Genomic DNA, 16,210 nt, shown 5'->3' on the forward strand with positions numbered 1-16,210 from the left:
TAATCGGGACGGGGCTAATATTCATTATTGCGTCCGCTCCCGAATTTTAATAACTTTTTAAAACCACCGTATGCGATCCTTTTGTACGTGTTATAAAAGGGACTGGATAAGCCACCTCCTCCTGCTCGATTAGTGGCTGTTATCATTTTTTCGACGTTTCTTTTTAAAGAAGAGCAAATAAAAAATGTAACCTACAACTACAATGATCAAGAGTTGAATAATTGCTAGCTTAAGAGAAAAAACCATAAGCTGACATCATCCTTTTTAATAAAACCATTTTGTTTCTGCAGTAAATGTAATACTACCATTTCCAGCATATAGTACTTTGAGATGTGTTTCAAGTCTCCAAGTATTTGAAGCTCCTAGCTTTTCATGAATGAATGTTACCAAGTACTCTGCATACGAAGCGACATTTCTATCGCTGTTACTCAGTGTAGCGTTCTTTTTAACATCTACCTTAACGGGAAACAGGTCTTTCGTGCCGGAGGTATTTGTATCATCAATCTTTATAGAAGTGCTGTTAACTGTATAGTTTGTTACCAAATGAAGGGAAGCCCCTCGGTAAATCCCCCATATATCTACTTGGGCATTATTAACGTGCTTTGCTCCCTCTGTAGTAGTATATGTCTGTTCTCCTGTTGTCCTATTCATAGTTAAGCCAGCTTTAAAAATACGATTACACCGCATCGAGCAAACCACAGGTTTGTCTCCTGTGCACGGATTCGTCGCTGGATCTCGTTACGATTCAACGATATTATCACGTACGCTGGAACATCGAGACGGGGTATCGCTATTTCAAGGAGCTGTTAGGCTTTGACCAATACCAATTGCTTTCGTTTACGGGGATTCAGCGATTTTGGGCCATTCAATTCTTAACGCAGAACTTCCTTGAGTTTCAGCGGCAGGATTGGATGAGTGATGGTGCAGATTTGACGCTTGGCGATGTCGTACGCCGCATCAGAGAAGAGTGCTTCGGGCAAATCGTTGTTTATGTTTACCAACAAGCCTTGGAGAAGAAGCCCCTTATCGACATTTTGCGTCATCTCAAGCTCCCGGCCTAACTGCTAATTCACCGATCACGCTACAGGTCTGCCCTTTAGGCAAAATGCATCGGAGTTTCGCAAGACTCAAGTATGTAATTGATTAATACAACAAAACAGAAATAAACAACTAAATTAAGCGTAAAATGTACCATTAAGTTTTCCCTTAAGAAAATTTAAATCGCCATTAGCAATTAAACGCTAAGAATAATACATTCTTTTTGGTTCTGTTTTCCAGTCCCAGTATTTAGACCCATTCGTTGAGATGAATCTTTCTAACCAAGTTTCAAAGTCGCAAAATAGGTTTCTTCCGGGTTGATAAAATATTGTGCTTTCTTTTAAGAATAAGTACTCTTTTTCTCCAGCTTTTACTTTGTCAATGTCAATTACGATGATGTCCTGATAAATCCAAGCGACCTGAATTACATTTTTTATATCAACTTTATGGTACCGCTCAATGATTTCTTGAATGCCGTGAAGTTGAGCTTCACCACCATACAGATGATGATCGAACAAGCTGCATCCATTACAGGTTTTTAGGAAGTTTCGATAGTCTTCAGGCAGTTTGAAACCTGTTGTTGTTTCTAATAGATTAATTTCCTCATCTGTTGCAGGTGGTTTAAAACTACATACGTGTGGAACGGTTTCTCCATCTGGACTTGTAAGCAATATTTGCTCATTGACACTTAAGATTTTCTTTAAGGCTTTAATGCTATTGTTCATCTTTGTATACAACTCCTAATCTAGTTTTAAAAGGGGTAACATTTAGGAGTTACCCCTTTTATTGTAAAACCATTAAACCCTTTCTTCAACTGTTTAATGTTCTATTATCTATAATATCGCCACCAACCTTCCACTGGGCCTTGATGAAACCATTTTTCAAGTGGTATGAGGTTATCATAGTCATTAGATCCACCATACTGCCGAGGTCTGATGTGGTGTATTTCTGTAAATTCACCACTCCAATTCCATCCATTATTAGGATGTCGTCTGCTATATTCTGCGATAAAGTTTCCTCTGTCAGTTTTAGTCCAAGGAATCGAACCAGTGTAGGCCCAATCAGCTCTTGGTTCAGTCATTGCCTTACCAGAATATGGATCGGAAACATTGGGGTAGAGCGACGCTTTTGTATTTAAAAGATATTGACTTGTTTGACCAGAAGAAGCTCCAAGAGTCATTCCGAGCATATTCTTTATTGTATGTTTTGATTCCAAGAAATAATATCCAGTAGAATCAATGGTAAGATCACACGTAATTTCTTTGCCAACTTGTACTCCTAAGATTCCAGATAATGAGCTAGAGCATGTTTTTACATACGTTCCTGTTCCACGAGTGGCACCGCGATATAAATGTAAGTCAAAATCAATTCTGTGTGGTTTACCACCAATAAAGCTTACTATTTTTGAAGCTAGACGCACATTTCCTGATCCTTCAATAGGAACTAGAATAATGCTAAAAACAACACCGCCTTGCTCCATAAATTTAATATCGCCTGAGTTGCTTGGAGTATCATCAAAGTAGACTTTTTCAAGTTGTGCTTTAACTTCATTTGGATTGTTCGGGTTGTAAAGCGACGGATCGCTTTGAATCTCCATTGCAACGTCGTTAACTGCCTTTACATTGACTGACGAATCAGCAGTTTGTGCTAAAGCATCTGGGGTTACAAAACTAGAAACGATTAAACTGAATAAGAAGAAAAATAGCATGATATTCTTAACTCTCTTCATTCTTTTACCTCCCTAGATTTTTTGAACAATTCGTCGCGACCTCATCGTTAAAACATAATTTATCACAACCTCATAAATTATGGGATATGAATTGATATCTATTTTTATTTCGTTAATTTCTTCGAATTTCCAAAGTGGTTACATAGATTACCAAATATCATTAAAAATTTGTAGAAATTTAGCGAAACGTTGTATCTCGGACGAAATTAGATGAAATATCAATTAATTGTAAAATGGAATGTATTTTGCTATAATCAACCAATATATAATATTGAACAAAAGGAAGGTTATGTATTATGGTGGATATTAAGCATCAGCATAAAACCATCTCAGATATCATCTTCCAGTTTAGAAAAGAAAAAAATTTGACGTACGCGAATCTTGAGGGGATTACGGGTGTAAGTAAACCTGTACTTCAAAAACTAGAAAAAGGATCAACCAAGCGTCCTGAATTTAAAACAGTAAAAGCGATCACGGGTGCTTTCCCCGAAGCTTACCAAGAACTCATAGAATGCTACATCAGAATAGAAAGTCGAACGGAAGTTTTATATGAAGTTCTGCAAGATGTATTGTCAAGTGAGAAGCCATCACTAGCTTCTAAAGTCGCATTGCGTTTGCTTGAAAACCCTATCAACGAAACGGAAGACTCTTTGCAGCGACTTTATTACTTTACGCAGGAGGTTGGTGATTCCAGCTTAAGATTAGAACTGTATAACGTCATTGTGAAATATTCGAGAAAACATGGCGTTATGAACTATATTGCCAAAGGCTTACTACAAAAATATTTGATCGAAAGGGGAGATTTCAAACACATTGACCAAACATTCCAACAAGGACTGGAGATAGTGCATTATACTGATTTCTTAACTAACGATGAAAACGTAATCTATCACTATAGGATGGCTTTACATGCTTATGCTACAAAAAAATATAGGGAATGCATTGAGTTTGCTGAAAATGGACTGGTATTAGAAGAAATACAATCGGAATTAAAGGCGAGAGTACATTTATCTCTGATTCATTCTTATTCGGCTTGGAAAAACTATGATAAAGTTGAAGAGTTATTAGACGTTTTTGAAAAATACGAGTATGATTTTGTTTATGAAGCGGCTAAAATTACACGGGCAATAACCAAAGCAAGAAAAGGGGAGTATGATATTGCAATCCCTCTACTTGAAAATCACCTTGAAGAATGTAGTAAGCAGTTTCGGTTAAATATAGTAGACGAACTTTTTGAGATTTATTTAAAGATAGATGATATGGATGCATGTTCGAAACTTTTAGAAAGAGAGCATGAAATAATGAACACGAGTCCTAAAGACCCTAATGTTTACAGAGCGCTAGGGAAGTATTTTCGACACAAAGGATATTATCAGGTATCTATTGGTTTAATAGATGAAGGAGTTAAAAACTTCGTTGCTAGTGTACAATATTTAAAAAGGATTAATGCCTTTGAAGAAAAGGATATATATGTATTTTTACTTTTTATCCAAAACTCAATAATACTTAATATGGGACTTTATGGATATAATTTCAACGAGGCATATAATAACATGGTACAAAAAAATCTCTTTATTGTTAAATGAGGGAGGAAAGTGATTAATGATTCGATAAATAGATAGAACAAATGAACAGGCATATTTGCCTGTTTTTTTGTTTTTAAGAGTAAAATGTTTCTTGTTTCTTGGATTAAATGGAAAATAAGAAAGTTGATTTAGATTTATATTATGATAAATGCTTTGGAGGAGGAACGATGAATACTCTAGTAGCAGATTGCAGCGATGAAGCATTACAGAACGTAATAAAAAACATTCAGAACCAAATGGAAGAGGCCGTACAGCAAGGCGAGAGCTTGACGAGTGAATATATGGTTCAATTAAGCCAACAATTAGATACCTACGTTTTAATTGCCCAAATTAGGAGAATGCGGTGTGTAGACTAGAAATCATTATTGTTTGAGGTGTGGTTGATGCAAGATAACAGAAGAACAGGAATTGTCAGGGTTGTAGACAATTTTGGGAGAATAGTAATTCCTACGGAGCTTAGGCGTGTTTTGAATCTTGATCACAATGTCATGACAGAGTATTTCTGTGATGATGAGAGAAAGGCGATTATGGTTTATAAATATCCAGCAGAAGAATGTTTGTTTTGTTCAAGCAAGCAACAACTCATTTACTTCAAACGGTTTTATGTTTGTTCGCCATGTATTCAGAGCCTTCCGGCGCTTCAGGTCTTCATCGAAGGACTAGAACGTGAACAAGCTAATGAGACAGAAGAGAAAAAAATTTCTATAAGAAGGAAAAAAGCATTGGATCGTCTGCATCAAGCGATCAAGGAAAACCCTGAAGCCTCACAAAAAGAGTTAGCCAAAATCTTAGGATTTTCAGAGGCATGGGTTAGTAAGTTGCTTAGGAATATGTAGATTCATAAATATGCCATCAAACAAAACCAGCAAAACACCTTTTCTGTGTCGTACTGGTTTTGTTGAAGCCCATCTTAAATTGTAGCTAGTTCAACGTGATTCCAAATTCCGCATTCGGCGCGCCAGCAAATACAACTGTTCCGTTCTTCGGCAGTTTTACTTTGTTATTGCCGCTCACAACGGTAAAATTGACGCATACTCCCTCCTCATCATACACCGCGAACGCACTCTTCGCTGGCAACGCCACGGTCATCGTTTTCCCTGCTGCCACTTGGGGGATCGTAAACCATTTCGCATGCCCATTTGCTTGCAGCGCAACTTTGGATGATTGGCCTGCATCAAGCGGTTTTACGTTGGCTCCACTTACGTATAACGATCCGGCCATCTCCATATATTCATTGCCGCCCTCTGTATAGAAACGAGCTTCCGTCGTATCACGGCCTGCCGACACGGGGATTTGGATCTGATGCTCCGCCGTGTTCGGGCCTGTAATTTTTCTGCCGTCCCAATAGCCCGCCATGTCTTTCTCGCGAGTAATTTCTGTGGTAAGTATCTGTTGTTGATATTCCATAGCACTAAATTTCTCGTCCACGATATAGAACTTGACGCCTTCCCGCTTCGCCCATGCGGCAGCGGTTTCCTTCGATAGCACGTTGTCTTCTAGCTTCTCGGCTAAATAGTGAGTCATCGCATCTTGCCCCAAGCCTGGCGTCGATTTATAGGTGCTCTCCTTCAAATAAGTTCGTCCATTCTTCTCAGTGACGAAGTTGAGCTTGGTGGTACCCTTCTCATGAATAAAGCTTCCATCCGCAGTATATACATATTTCTCTTCTGGCTTAGAGGGTAAGAACAGTTCTCCATTCTTCGTAATTTCTACTTTGAAATGACTCCTGCTATCGCCGTAAAAGCCCGCTTTCTTCGCCACGTCTTGAGGCATCTCGGCCTTGACCGGCTTGCCAAAGGATTTGTTCGGCTTGATGTCCTTAATTGCGCCCTTCTCTTTGAGCGCGGCGAGCAGCAATTCCGTTGCCAGCAGTTGATTTGTCGTGCTGTCGCCGCCGGATGACAACACAGCCGCTGCCATCTTCTGTTCCGGAAGCACGACCAGTATAGCATGTTGAAGTGCTGTGTCGCCGCCCTTAGCCAAGGCCTTTATCCCATATTCACTGAATGGATATAGTTTCACACTATCCCAGCCAAGACCATAGTTGGTATTATTATCTCCATCCCCCGGCCACATTCCTTTTTTATATTCCTCTTGCTCCATCGCCTTGACTGCCTTATCAGAGAGGACCCCTTTTCCCTGTCCCATAAATAATTGTGAGAATCGCACCACATTTTCTGCCGTGGAAGAGATCCCTCCCGAACCAATCGCATTCACCGATTCAATGGGAAGCTGCCCTTGGTACGACGGAGAATAAAGTCCAGCCCGCTTATCGTCTTCCCATTTGTCCTGCGGCGTTTTCGTATGATTCAGCTTTAACGGTTCTGTAAACCGTTGATGTAGAAATTCGGTAAAGCTCATACCGCTGACTCTTTCCACCAAAATCTCGGCCAGCGTAAAGCCGTCGTTGCAGTATACCGAGAACGCGCCAGGTTCCGCCTTCAAGCTCTGGTTGGACAATTGCTGCAACAAGGTATCATGGGCATAGGTATCATTATCTTTAAATAAAAAAGCACTACCTAACGTGGCACCTTGCAAGCCGGAGGAGTGGTTCAACAGCATACGCGGAGTAATGCGCTTGTACCGTTCGTCCTTCATCTTAAAATCGGTGACATATCGAAAGACGGGAGCATCCAAATCGACTTTTCCTTCGTCGACCAATTTCATCACAGCCGCTGCTGCATACACTTTACTGACTGAACCAATCCCGTATAGCGTATGTTTGGTCAGCGGCTGTTTCCCTTCTTGATCATTTTTGCCTGTCTGGCCCGACAAAATCATTTTCCCATTATCTATCAACGCATACTGCACGCTATTCATCTCATAAGACTTCGTTAGTAACGCCGCCTTCTCCGCCGCAATCTTCTCCAATCCTTGGTTAGCTGCCGCCGCAATCGTACTGTTAGGAGCAGCCATTGCCACTGTCGGGATCATCGTTAGCGCTAATGTAGAGGATAGCACCCAAGCTAGTTTGTTCTTCATGAAGTTGCCTCCTTGGATAAGTGATCGATTTCAGTGTTTTTCGATTATGAACGATATCCACCTTATGAAGCAGTATACCTAACCAAATGCGATAGTGACTTTGATAAGCTGCGGGGATTGGCCATCGGCGGCGATGATTATATGACTAAACCGTTCAAGCCGCTTGAAGTGGTTGCTCGCATCCAGGCGAATCTTCGCCGTCAACGCTATACTCATCTTACACATGGACCTATCGAGCAGACACAAGCGATCTTTGAATATCACTCTTTTACGTTGGACCCCGGTCGCGCGCGCCTAGTCATCGACAACATGCCTGTTGCATGTACAGCAAAGGAGTTTGAATTACTACATTACTTTTGTAAGCATCCTCATCGGATTTTGACCTCTGCACAGCTTTATGAAGCGGTATGGGGGAGTCCTGGCTTTGGTGAGGAAAAAACCGTCACGATGCATATTTCAAAAATACGTAAAAAATTAGGCGACGATGCCAAAAAACCAACGATCATTTTGAATTTGCGTGGGATCGGCTACAAATTTGTTCCTGAATCCCCCCCTTTCGGCATCGTATTTACTGAACTTAGTGTGACCTTATTAAGCTGCGCCTCCCTATTCGCCTTCTATTTCGCTCGTCCGATTTGGCTCGTGCAAAAGCTGATTAAGCAATTGCGTCACCGCCAATATAACGTGCAGCCGATTACCAAAGAATTTTTACTAAGAAGGGAAAAATAAAAAAATCCTACTGGCTCTACCAGGAGGTTCTAACCGATTTGATCGCGCTTGCTGGCGTATTGCAAAAAGCGGAAGAGAAGCAAAGGCAACTCGAACAAGCAAAAGAGGAATGGATTCGCGGCGTCTCGCACGATCTAAAAACACCGTTGTCTTATGTAACTGGCTATTCAGCCTTACTCGCGCAACCGGATTATGCTTGGTCAGAGGAGGAAAAACATCAGTTTGTCCAGGAACTTGTCGCGAAAAGTGAATATATGGGGGAACTCATTGGGGATTTAAACCGATCGTTTCACCTCGAAAATGTGGAACAGGAGATGCCTATGGACCCCGAAGTGTTCCCCGTCTACGAGTTTGTTCAGCAAGTGACGGCCGATATCGCCAACAATCCCCGTGCGTTTACCTATAACTTCGAGCTGTCTGCGGACTTGAACGCCAAAAATGCGCTGCTGAATGGAGATCGCAAGCTGCTATACCGCGCCTTTGCCAACCTTCTGATGAATGCCGTGCAGCATAATGCACAGCATACTGAAATTCACGTCGCGATTGCGGCTAAAAGTGAAAAACATGTACGTATCACGATTCGAGATAATGGGGCAGGTATTCCGGAGGAGGTATTTTCTCAACTACATGATTTGCAGCCCAATGTCCTCACCGAACGTTTGGCGGGATCAGAGCATGGATTAGGTTTGGTCATCGCCCGGAAAATGATCGAAGCGCATGACGGGACGTTATCGGTTCGCAGTCAGATGGGTCAAGGCACAACCCTGCATATTTTGCTGAATCGACATGGATGAACCCTACAAGCAAAGCTGCGCAAGAGGCGTACTATCTTCACTCCTGCGCAGCTTTATTGCTGTTTCCAATTCTTAACCCGTGAGGAAAAATAGGCATTTTTCATAGTACGTATATCAGTTGCTCTTCCGGGTTTTGTGACATTAAATAAAATGGTTACTACAGGCCGAACTATGCGGAGAGGGGAAATGCTTCGTTTATGAATAACGAACAGTTTATTAAAGGAATTTCATTTCGGTACGTATTACCTGAAACGCCCGTGCCGAATGAAAGAATGTACGGGACCGACGCCGCGTTCGAATTTTCCAACACCGTGCTTCCTGCGGATGAGGAAAAAATGAGAAACGCGATGAACATCATCTGGCAAATGCCAAAAATGTCTTCCTTCGCGATCGGATCGATCATTAATCGGGTTGTTTCCCAACTTCCGTCCGATCAAGGTTTTGTAAACGTAGGGGTTTGGAATGGATTTTCCTACTTGGCAGGCTTGATTCATAACCCCGGCAAATCATGCATAGGCATCGATAACTTCTCGCAATTCGGCGGTCCGCGAGCGGAATTCATGTACCGTTTCAACTTGCATCAAGGTCCCGGACATCAGTTCTACGACATGGACTATATAGAGTATTTCAAGAACATTCATCGCAGCCCCATCGGACTCTATTTCTTCGACGGACCGCACGATTATACGAATCAGTTGCAGGGATTGCAACACGCGTCGCCGTACTTCGCGAATGGGTGTATCATCTTGGTCGACGATACGAACTGGCCCGAACCTCGCCAGGCGACGCTCGATTTTATGGCGATGTACCCGGGGCAATATCGCACCCTCCTCGACGTTACGACGGCAAGCAACGGTCATCCTACGTACTGGAACGGGCTCATGGTTATACAAAAAGTGGTGTAACCGACACGGAGCTTCATCATAGGGAAACGGGGGGATTGGGATGAACGAAGCGATTCCTAGCGGCATGTATATGACGCTTCGGGATTGGATCGCGGCATCCGCTTCAACATCGCCGGCACGCAATTCATTGCATAAATTCGTCCATCCGGCACAGGCGGTGCACCTGACGGAACCGGGTACCGTCGATCCCCAGCACCATCCCGTGTTTAGGCAGCGGTACGTAACCGTCCCGGAAGGGTATGTGGCAGTGTTGCCGGAAGGACGGTTCTATGGAGGCGAGGAACATTCGGGAGCCGTCATTACTCCAGACAATAAACTGGTATGGGACGTTTCGGTGAATGTTGACGTACCAGGCTCGGTTCATCCTGTTTTTAAACAGAGTTCGCTGCCTGCGGCGACCCACACGCCGAAAACGGTAGCTGTACTTACGTTTATATGGAGCCGCAATTATTTCCATTGGATGGTCGACGCGTTGGGTCGAATCGATTTGATCCGAAAAACCGGCCTGCCCATAGACAAATATATTATTTCCAGCGACGGTCCCGCGCACTTTCAGGAAGAGACGCTCGCGCTACTCGGCATCCCGAAACAAAAAATAATTCGTTCCTACAAGGGGCTTCACGTGAAAGCCGCGTGGCTGGTCGTTCCTTCGCTACAGCCGTACTACTTGCAGCCGTTTGTATCCAATCAAGTGCCCATGTGGGCGACCAATTTCGTACGCAGCGAATTGTTGAAAATCGTCAGACCGAGCCCTATGAGCGGTTATGAGCGCATTTATATTAGCAGAAGGGAAGCGAAGCATCGAAGAGTGCTGAACGAAAGCGAAGTGCTCCACGTTACAGCAGCGCACGGTTTCCGGGATGTGACGCTGGATGGGATGTCGGTAGCCGACCAGGTGCGTCTTTTTTATTCGGCTAAAATCGTCGTCGCCCCACATGGCGCCAGTCTCACAAATATTATGTTTTGCCGGACCGGGACGCAGGTTGTTGATATTTATCCTCCCGAGTATATGTATCCTTGTTTTTGGCACATAAGCAGCTATTACGGCCTTCGCTATTCGTATTTAATCGGTCATGGCAGACGGCTCACCGAAAACGAGAATATCGGCTTGGTCGGGCATGTATCCTCCGACCTTACGGTTGATATCGGGGCGTTGTCCGCCATGTTAAGACTCCTTGTCACCTGAAACTTACGAGAACTTGGGATAGAGGACCGATTTATTCCCCTTTAAGTTCGACCATAGCGTTATCCTCAAACACAGGGTCAGCTTAAAGGGGAAAAATTATCTTTTGCTTAATTCAAGAGTTAGCACTTTATGAATCTACTAGCTTCCTAATCAACTTACTGACCCATGCTTGTGAAAATCCTAAAATTTCGGCTAGTTCCTTTTGTGAAGCTTTAGGGTTTTCCTTCATTGCTTGGCGCAGAAGATCCAATGCTTTTTTCCTTCTTGGAGTGATGTCTTTCTCTTTTGAAAGTGTTCTTTTTTCCTCGCTAGCTCGTTCGCGTTCCACCCGCTCAAGGAAAACTTGAAGCGATGGAAGGCTATGAATACATGGCGTACAAATATAAAATCGTTTGAAGTAAATGAGTTGTTGCTTGTCCAAACAAAACAAACATTCTTCTGCTGGATATTTATAAACCATAATCGCCTTTCTCTCGTCATCGCAGAAATACTCTGTCCTGACATTGGGTTCAAGATTCAAAACACGCCTAAGCTCTGTGGGGATTACTATTCTCCCAAAATTGTCTACAACCCTGACAATTCCCGTTCTTCTGCCATCTTGCATCAACCACATATAAGATAGTCACCTTTTCCTCCCCCTAAGGATTTATAGCATCATTGTAATTAATTTTTCTAGTTTTCCGTAAAATTCCAAAACATGATAAAAATCTGTAGACAAAACAAAAAAACAGGCAATGCGCCTGTTCACTTTAAGATTAATGTATATCTACTCCAAGGAAATCAATGTCCCGGCTTTAAAACTAAGTCAATTGAGCTTGCTTTTCTGCGGGGTAAGTTATGCCTTCCTGAAATTATATCCATAAAGTCCCTGATTAAGTATTATTGAATTTTGGATAAACAGTAAAAAAACATAAATATCCTTTTCTTCAACGGCGCTAATCCTTGTTAAATATTGTACACTAGTGGCGAAGCTTTTTACTCCTTCATCTATTAAACCAATAGTTACCTGATAGTATCCTTTATGTCGATAATACTTTCCAAGCGATTTGTAAGTATGAGGTGTCTCAGGGAACGTCCCCAACATTTTATACTCTCTTTCTAAGAGTTTAGAACATGCATCCATATCATCTATCTTTAAATAAATCTCAAAAAGCTCGTCGACTATATGTAATCGATACCGCTGACTAAGTACCTCAAGGTAATATTCTAGTTGGGGGACAGCAATATCGTATTCACCTTTTCTTGCTTTTATTAATGCACGTATAAACTTAGCCGCTTCGTAGACAAAATCATACTCGTAATTTTCAAATACATCTAATAATTCTTCAACTTTATCAAAGTTTTTCAATTTTAAATGAGAATTAATCATAGATAGATGCGCTCTTGCCTTTAATTCTGAGCAGTTTTTTTCCAAAACCATCCCATTTTCACAAAACTCAATACACTCCCTATATTTTTGTGTATTAAAAGCATGCAAGCCCATTCTGAAAAAATATATAATCTTTTCTTCGTTAGTTAAAAAATCAATGTAATGTAAAATTTCTAGTCCTTCTTGGAACGTTTGTTCAACACGCTTCAGATCTAATCTTTCAATCAAATATTGCTGCAATAATCCTTTCGCAATGAAGCTCGTAATTCCATGCTCTCTTGAGTATTTAACAATTACTTTATATATCATTATTCTTAGTGTGGAGTCACTAATTTCTTGAGTATAATCAAAAAGGCGTTTTAAAGATTCTTCTGTTTCGCAATTGGGTATTTCAAGCAAACGAAAAGCCACTTTAGGAACAAGTAATGCATAATTCTCATTGGATAATACATCATACAGAACTTCAAATAAGGTTTCTATTCGATTTTCTATCATTATATAGCATTCTATGATCTCTTTATAAGAGCCTGGAAAAGCAGTAGCGATTGCGTTCACTGTTTTAAATTCAGGACGCTTTGTAATTCCTGTTTCAATTTTATGGAGTGCTGGAATACTCACTCCTGTAACTTCTTCAAGATTCGCATATGTCAAGTTTTTCTCTTTTCTAAGTTGGAAGATGATATCTGAGATGGTTTTATTCTGATGCTTAATATTCACCATAATAATACCTTCCTTTTATTCAATATTATGTTATGTCTAATTATAGCGAATAATGTTCTATTTTACAATTAATTGATTTTTTCATGATATTTCATCTAATTTCATCTGAGATACAACGATTCGCTAAATTTCTACAAAGTATAACCGTTATTTGGTAATCACTGCAATTACTTGTACATTTTGAAGTAAATAACGAAATAAAAATAGATACGAATTACTATCCTATATTTTGTAAGATTATGATAAATTATGTTTTAACGATGAGGTCGCGACGAATTGTTCAAAAATTTATTGAGGGAAGGTGCTATACATGAAGAAAAAATAGGCTAACACATTGCCGATCCTTAAACCTCAAAAATTTTAGGAGGTATCGAGTTGAAAAAAATCATATCTTCAATTCTGCTTTTAGTTCTATTGATATTTACAACGGTTCCAGCATTTGCTAGTGTGAGTGAAGAGGTTAAAAAATCTCCTGAATACCAAAAGTTAAGGCATTATAAGCAAGAATTTGAATTGCGTGCATTAAACGAAGATGGGAGTTTTGCAACAAAAGTAGGTGGGTACGGCACAATGAGCATGCCGGATTTTTTCTTCGGTCTAATATTTATTTTCCAAATTTCAACGATTAACTGCAAATTTTGCTTATATTCTTTGGGTCCAGTCTAGCACTTTATGTTCTGCTGACATCTTTGTTATAGGACGAAAATACTATCTTTGTAATAAATGTTTAAATATGGTTTACCATCTATTTATATTAATGTATTCTTTTTCTTGAGATAGTTTACTTATTATCTTAATATGCTGAAGGAGGAACAATTCAATGAAGCTGAAAAAAATTGCACAAATTTTTCTTCTGGTAGTTTTAATTTTTTCATTGCCAACTGGTGCTTTTGCAGAAGCGAAACAACTTTCAGTAAAAGAAGAGGCGTATACTCAACATACGAGAATACCGATTACATTAATACCTATCGCAGATGGGAATACAGTTTCAGCAGCGAAATCGCGTGTTGACGGTTATGTTGATTTTTGGTCAGAGGTTGAAGGAAAAAAAGTGTATGCTAATTGGAAGGTCACCATTACGACTCCAAAAGCGTTTATAGTTGGTGTAGACATTAATGTTAAATGGGGAATAGGTTTGATTGGTCGAACTGTTAAATTCAAGTACCCAACTTTTGGTGTTCCTACATTCGTAGCAAACCAAGCCGAAAATACCTTTGAGAGTGAAGGGACTTATTTTGCAACAATTTCTGGTTCTGTAAGCACAACAAAAGGAAATGCTTATACTGTTGCTCCAGGAACAATAAAATTTACCGTTAAATAACAAATCATAATCATCCGGGAGAAAATCGATGGTCTAAACTCCATTTGATTTTCTCTCTTGATTTTTTCAGAAAGAAGGTTAGCATCATTGAACTTATTTGATGAAATTTTCCAAAAAGATAAAGAAGAAATTTGTTCCATAAACTTTATTTCAGAACAACATAGGCCAATATTCGAGGAGGTAACTAACATAAACCTTGCTGATCAACAGTTATCTTCAATTGCCCAGTTTTTTATAGCACCTTTTATTTATATAAATCCAAATGGGGTATTGCATATTCCTATTGGAAAAGAGTTTATCTATGAAAAACTTATTGAGGAAGTTGCCCCCCATTTCGAAAGAATTAGAAAAGTTACTTCTGGTGAGCAAGTTCAAGTCATGCTAGAAAATGTAAAGGAAACTTCCAAAGAAAATTTTTTGTCTGTATTTAACACCGGGAACATTAATGCTATAGCTCTAGATTTGTATGCCAATGGGAGCGCGAGCTTGGAAACCGGTTCTCATACAATAAAAGAATATAAGGTAAATCTCGAGGCAGTTACACGAACTTTGGGTCATGATATTGTGTCTATTTGGAATTTCTTTAAGCACTCTTTCGTTCAAATTAATGGCCAATTAGTTTTAATGCCAAATAATTGGAATTTTGATGAATCATTCAAGGATCGGATTACCGTTCAGGCATTTTCCAGTGTATGCAGTTCAATGACGATCTTGGTTAATACGGATAACAATCTGATAACTTCTATATTCATTAATTAACTTTCCCTGACGCAGTATTCCCGGTGACGAAGTTTATAAAGCCCCGAAAGGTGGAAATCAAAAAACATATCGCGATCAGATTGAGCATAAATTGTGGGGCAGTGGTGAATTTACCGCTACCAAAAAGGGCGTTGTTGCTGGTAGGGAAGCTGTCTATGCTATTGCTTCCGTTAAATCAGCAGAAGTAACAATAAAATAACTATAGCAAACTTTGAACTCTATGCAAAATAAATAAGCCTCCAAAACCACCGATAACGTGGGGATGGAGACTTATTTTTCTGTTGACTCAGGACTCAAAAAATAACTTTGACGCAACCTCCTAAGATATTCAATTCACACATAGAAAGGATTTTATTATGAGATGGATGAAAGAAAAGAACAATCAGAACCGATACAGGGGAATATAGTACCACGAGAGGATTCAACCAATTTTAAGATAAAAAAAGAAACACCAATCCCCTCGATCTATACTTATGATCTAAGCTTACTGAGTCAATGGATAATCGTCCCCTTTCTACTCAATACGAGTCAAGATCATGTCATTCAACTTCCGATTCAGTACAAAGACGACTACTTGTTGCTTATGAAAACTGTCGGCATCCATTTTGATACGATTAAAGTTATTTATATCGATGATAAAGTAGAAGAAGTGATACTCGAAGGTTTAAAACAAGAATCCAAAAAGGAATTTCAAACCGTTCTTTTTACTAAGGAAAAAATTCACCCGGTAGTACGAGATTTTTATATCAAGTCAAATCACATTACTCCAAAGGAAAATCCATTTCATGCTATTTTAAATGTAAAGCAATTCGAATTGGATCTTACTGAATTTGTTAATGGCAGAGAGCTCTCTACAGATCAAGACACTTCACTTTGGAACTTTCTGCAAAGGAACATTCTTGAAAAATATGGTGAAATCAACCTTGCACCTGAGGGATGGGAATTAGAAGATGAGTTATTATATTCCGAAACGCTCCGCTATTTCTGTACCTTTGCTGATAAATTCAGTTACCCCGACGCCGAAAAACGTAATAGCAAGTGACAGCAGCGCGAACAAAAATTAATGCAGCAACGCTAAACTGGATAGATTGG

The 16,210-nt window shown here is 40.1% G+C and carries 18 protein-coding genes and 1 pseudogene; 12 read left to right on the forward strand and 7 right to left on the reverse strand.

Translation table 11 applies throughout. From position 1 onward, the window contains the following. Nucleotides 1-264: 264 nt before the first annotated feature. The gene (locus NLX71_RS09390; RefSeq protein ID WP_254363344.1) at nt 265-651 is read right to left on the reverse strand and encodes a hypothetical protein; all 387 of its coding nucleotides are present in this window, start codon (nt 649-651) and stop codon (nt 265-267) included. A 122-nt stretch (nt 652-773) separates the two neighbouring features. On the opposite strand from NLX71_RS09390, the pseudogene NLX71_RS27010 reads away from it, so the two are divergent. Beyond that, nucleotides 774-824 (forward strand): annotated as a pseudogene (locus NLX71_RS27010) (hypothetical protein); the annotation flags it as partial. 48 nt (nt 825-872) lie between these two features. Here the strand turns inward: NLX71_RS27010 and NLX71_RS09395 are convergent. The 3 genes from NLX71_RS09395 to NLX71_RS09405 form a co-directional block, all read right to left on the reverse strand. Further along, nucleotides 873-1,043: a hypothetical protein gene (locus NLX71_RS09395; RefSeq protein ID WP_254363345.1), complete on the reverse strand. Its 171-nt coding sequence runs from the start codon at nt 1,041-1,043 to the stop codon at nt 873-875. Between the two features lie 198 nt (nt 1,044-1,241). Beyond that, nucleotides 1,242-1,763 (reverse strand): SMI1/KNR4 family protein, encoded by a 522-nt coding sequence (locus NLX71_RS09400; RefSeq protein ID WP_254363346.1) that lies wholly within the window; start codon nt 1,761-1,763, stop codon nt 1,242-1,244. 104 nt (nt 1,764-1,867) lie between these two features. After that, nucleotides 1,868-2,767, reverse strand: coding sequence for an HNH endonuclease signature motif containing protein (locus NLX71_RS09405; RefSeq protein WP_254363347.1), 900 nt, complete (start codon nt 2,765-2,767; stop codon nt 1,868-1,870). A gap of 296 nt (nt 2,768-3,063) precedes the next feature. Here NLX71_RS09405 and NLX71_RS09410 point away from each other — a divergent pair, with 296 nt between their 5' ends. The 3 genes from NLX71_RS09410 to NLX71_RS09420 all read left to right on the forward strand — a co-directional run bounded on the left by NLX71_RS09410 (nt 3,064) and on the right by NLX71_RS09420 (nt 5,189). Then, a complete protein-coding gene (locus NLX71_RS09410; RefSeq protein ID WP_254363348.1) occupies nt 3,064-4,353 on the forward strand; it encodes a helix-turn-helix domain-containing protein in 1,290 nt (429 codons plus the stop codon). A 167-nt stretch (nt 4,354-4,520) separates the two neighbouring features. Next, nucleotides 4,521-4,709 carry a Spo0E family sporulation regulatory protein-aspartic acid phosphatase gene (locus NLX71_RS26555; protein WP_302058153.1) on the forward strand — a complete coding sequence of 63 codons (189 nt, stop codon included), beginning with the start codon at nt 4,521-4,523 and terminating at the stop codon, nt 4,707-4,709. Between the two features lie 27 nt (nt 4,710-4,736). Then, nucleotides 4,737-5,189: an AbrB/MazE/SpoVT family DNA-binding domain-containing protein gene (locus NLX71_RS09420; protein WP_254363349.1), complete on the forward strand. Its 453-nt coding sequence runs from the start codon at nt 4,737-4,739 to the stop codon at nt 5,187-5,189. Between the two features lie 85 nt (nt 5,190-5,274). On the opposite strand, the gene NLX71_RS09425 is transcribed toward NLX71_RS09420, so the two are convergent. Beyond that, the gene (locus NLX71_RS09425) at nt 5,275-7,335 is read right to left on the reverse strand and encodes a serine hydrolase domain-containing protein (RefSeq protein ID WP_254363350.1); all 2,061 of its coding nucleotides are present in this window, start codon (nt 7,333-7,335) and stop codon (nt 5,275-5,277) included. Between the two features lie 33 nt (nt 7,336-7,368). On the opposite strand from NLX71_RS09425, the gene NLX71_RS26795 reads away from it, so the two are divergent. The 4 genes from NLX71_RS26795 (at nt 7,369) to NLX71_RS09445 (ending at nt 10,949) form a co-directional block, all read left to right on the forward strand. Continuing rightward, nucleotides 7,369-8,064 carry a response regulator transcription factor gene (locus NLX71_RS26795; RefSeq protein WP_254363351.1) on the forward strand — a complete coding sequence of 232 codons (696 nt, stop codon included), beginning with the start codon at nt 7,369-7,371 and terminating at the stop codon, nt 8,062-8,064. 38 nt (nt 8,065-8,102) lie between these two features. Continuing rightward, nucleotides 8,103-8,858 (forward strand): sensor histidine kinase, encoded by a 756-nt coding sequence (locus tag NLX71_RS09435; protein ID WP_254363352.1) that lies wholly within the window; start codon nt 8,103-8,105, stop codon nt 8,856-8,858. Nucleotides 8,859-9,055: 197 nt separating this feature from the next. Next, a complete protein-coding gene (locus NLX71_RS09440; RefSeq protein WP_254363353.1) occupies nt 9,056-9,763 on the forward strand; it encodes a class I SAM-dependent methyltransferase in 708 nt (235 codons plus the stop codon). A gap of 40 nt (nt 9,764-9,803) precedes the next feature. After that, nucleotides 9,804-10,949: a glycosyltransferase family 61 protein gene (locus NLX71_RS09445; RefSeq protein ID WP_254363354.1), complete on the forward strand. Its 1,146-nt coding sequence runs from the start codon at nt 9,804-9,806 to the stop codon at nt 10,947-10,949. A gap of 127 nt (nt 10,950-11,076) precedes the next feature. On the opposite strand, the gene NLX71_RS09450 is transcribed toward NLX71_RS09445, so the two are convergent. Together NLX71_RS09450 and NLX71_RS09455 are read right to left on the reverse strand one after the other, a co-directional pair. Next, nucleotides 11,077-11,562 carry a winged helix-turn-helix transcriptional regulator gene (locus NLX71_RS09450; protein ID WP_309248932.1) on the reverse strand — a complete coding sequence of 162 codons (486 nt, stop codon included), beginning with the start codon at nt 11,560-11,562 and terminating at the stop codon, nt 11,077-11,079. Between the two features lie 222 nt (nt 11,563-11,784). Further along, nucleotides 11,785-13,038, reverse strand: coding sequence for a helix-turn-helix domain-containing protein (locus NLX71_RS09455; RefSeq protein WP_254363355.1), 1,254 nt, complete (start codon nt 13,036-13,038; stop codon nt 11,785-11,787). Between the two features lie 375 nt (nt 13,039-13,413). Here NLX71_RS09455 and NLX71_RS09460 point away from each other — a divergent pair, with 375 nt between their 5' ends. From NLX71_RS09460 to NLX71_RS09475, 4 genes are all read left to right on the forward strand, one after another. Next, on the forward strand, nt 13,414-13,704 hold the full coding sequence (locus tag NLX71_RS09460; RefSeq protein WP_254363356.1) for a hypothetical protein: 291 nt from the start codon (nt 13,414-13,416) through the stop codon (nt 13,702-13,704). 154 nt (nt 13,705-13,858) lie between these two features. Continuing rightward, nucleotides 13,859-14,359 (forward strand): hypothetical protein, encoded by a 501-nt coding sequence (locus NLX71_RS09465; RefSeq protein ID WP_254363357.1) that lies wholly within the window; start codon nt 13,859-13,861, stop codon nt 14,357-14,359. 87 nt (nt 14,360-14,446) lie between these two features. Beyond that, nucleotides 14,447-15,118, forward strand: a complete 672-nt coding sequence (locus NLX71_RS09470; protein WP_254363358.1) for a hypothetical protein — start codon at nt 14,447-14,449, stop codon at nt 15,116-15,118. Nucleotides 15,119-15,479: 361 nt separating this feature from the next. Further along, nucleotides 15,480-16,160, forward strand: coding sequence for a hypothetical protein (locus tag NLX71_RS09475; protein WP_254363359.1), 681 nt, complete (start codon nt 15,480-15,482; stop codon nt 16,158-16,160). The last annotated feature ends 50 nt before the right edge of the window (nt 16,161-16,210 follow it).

This window comes from Paenibacillus sp. MZ04-78.2 (assembly GCF_024213375.1).
Lineage (GTDB): Bacteria > Bacillota > Bacilli > Paenibacillales > NBRC-103111 > Paenibacillus_G.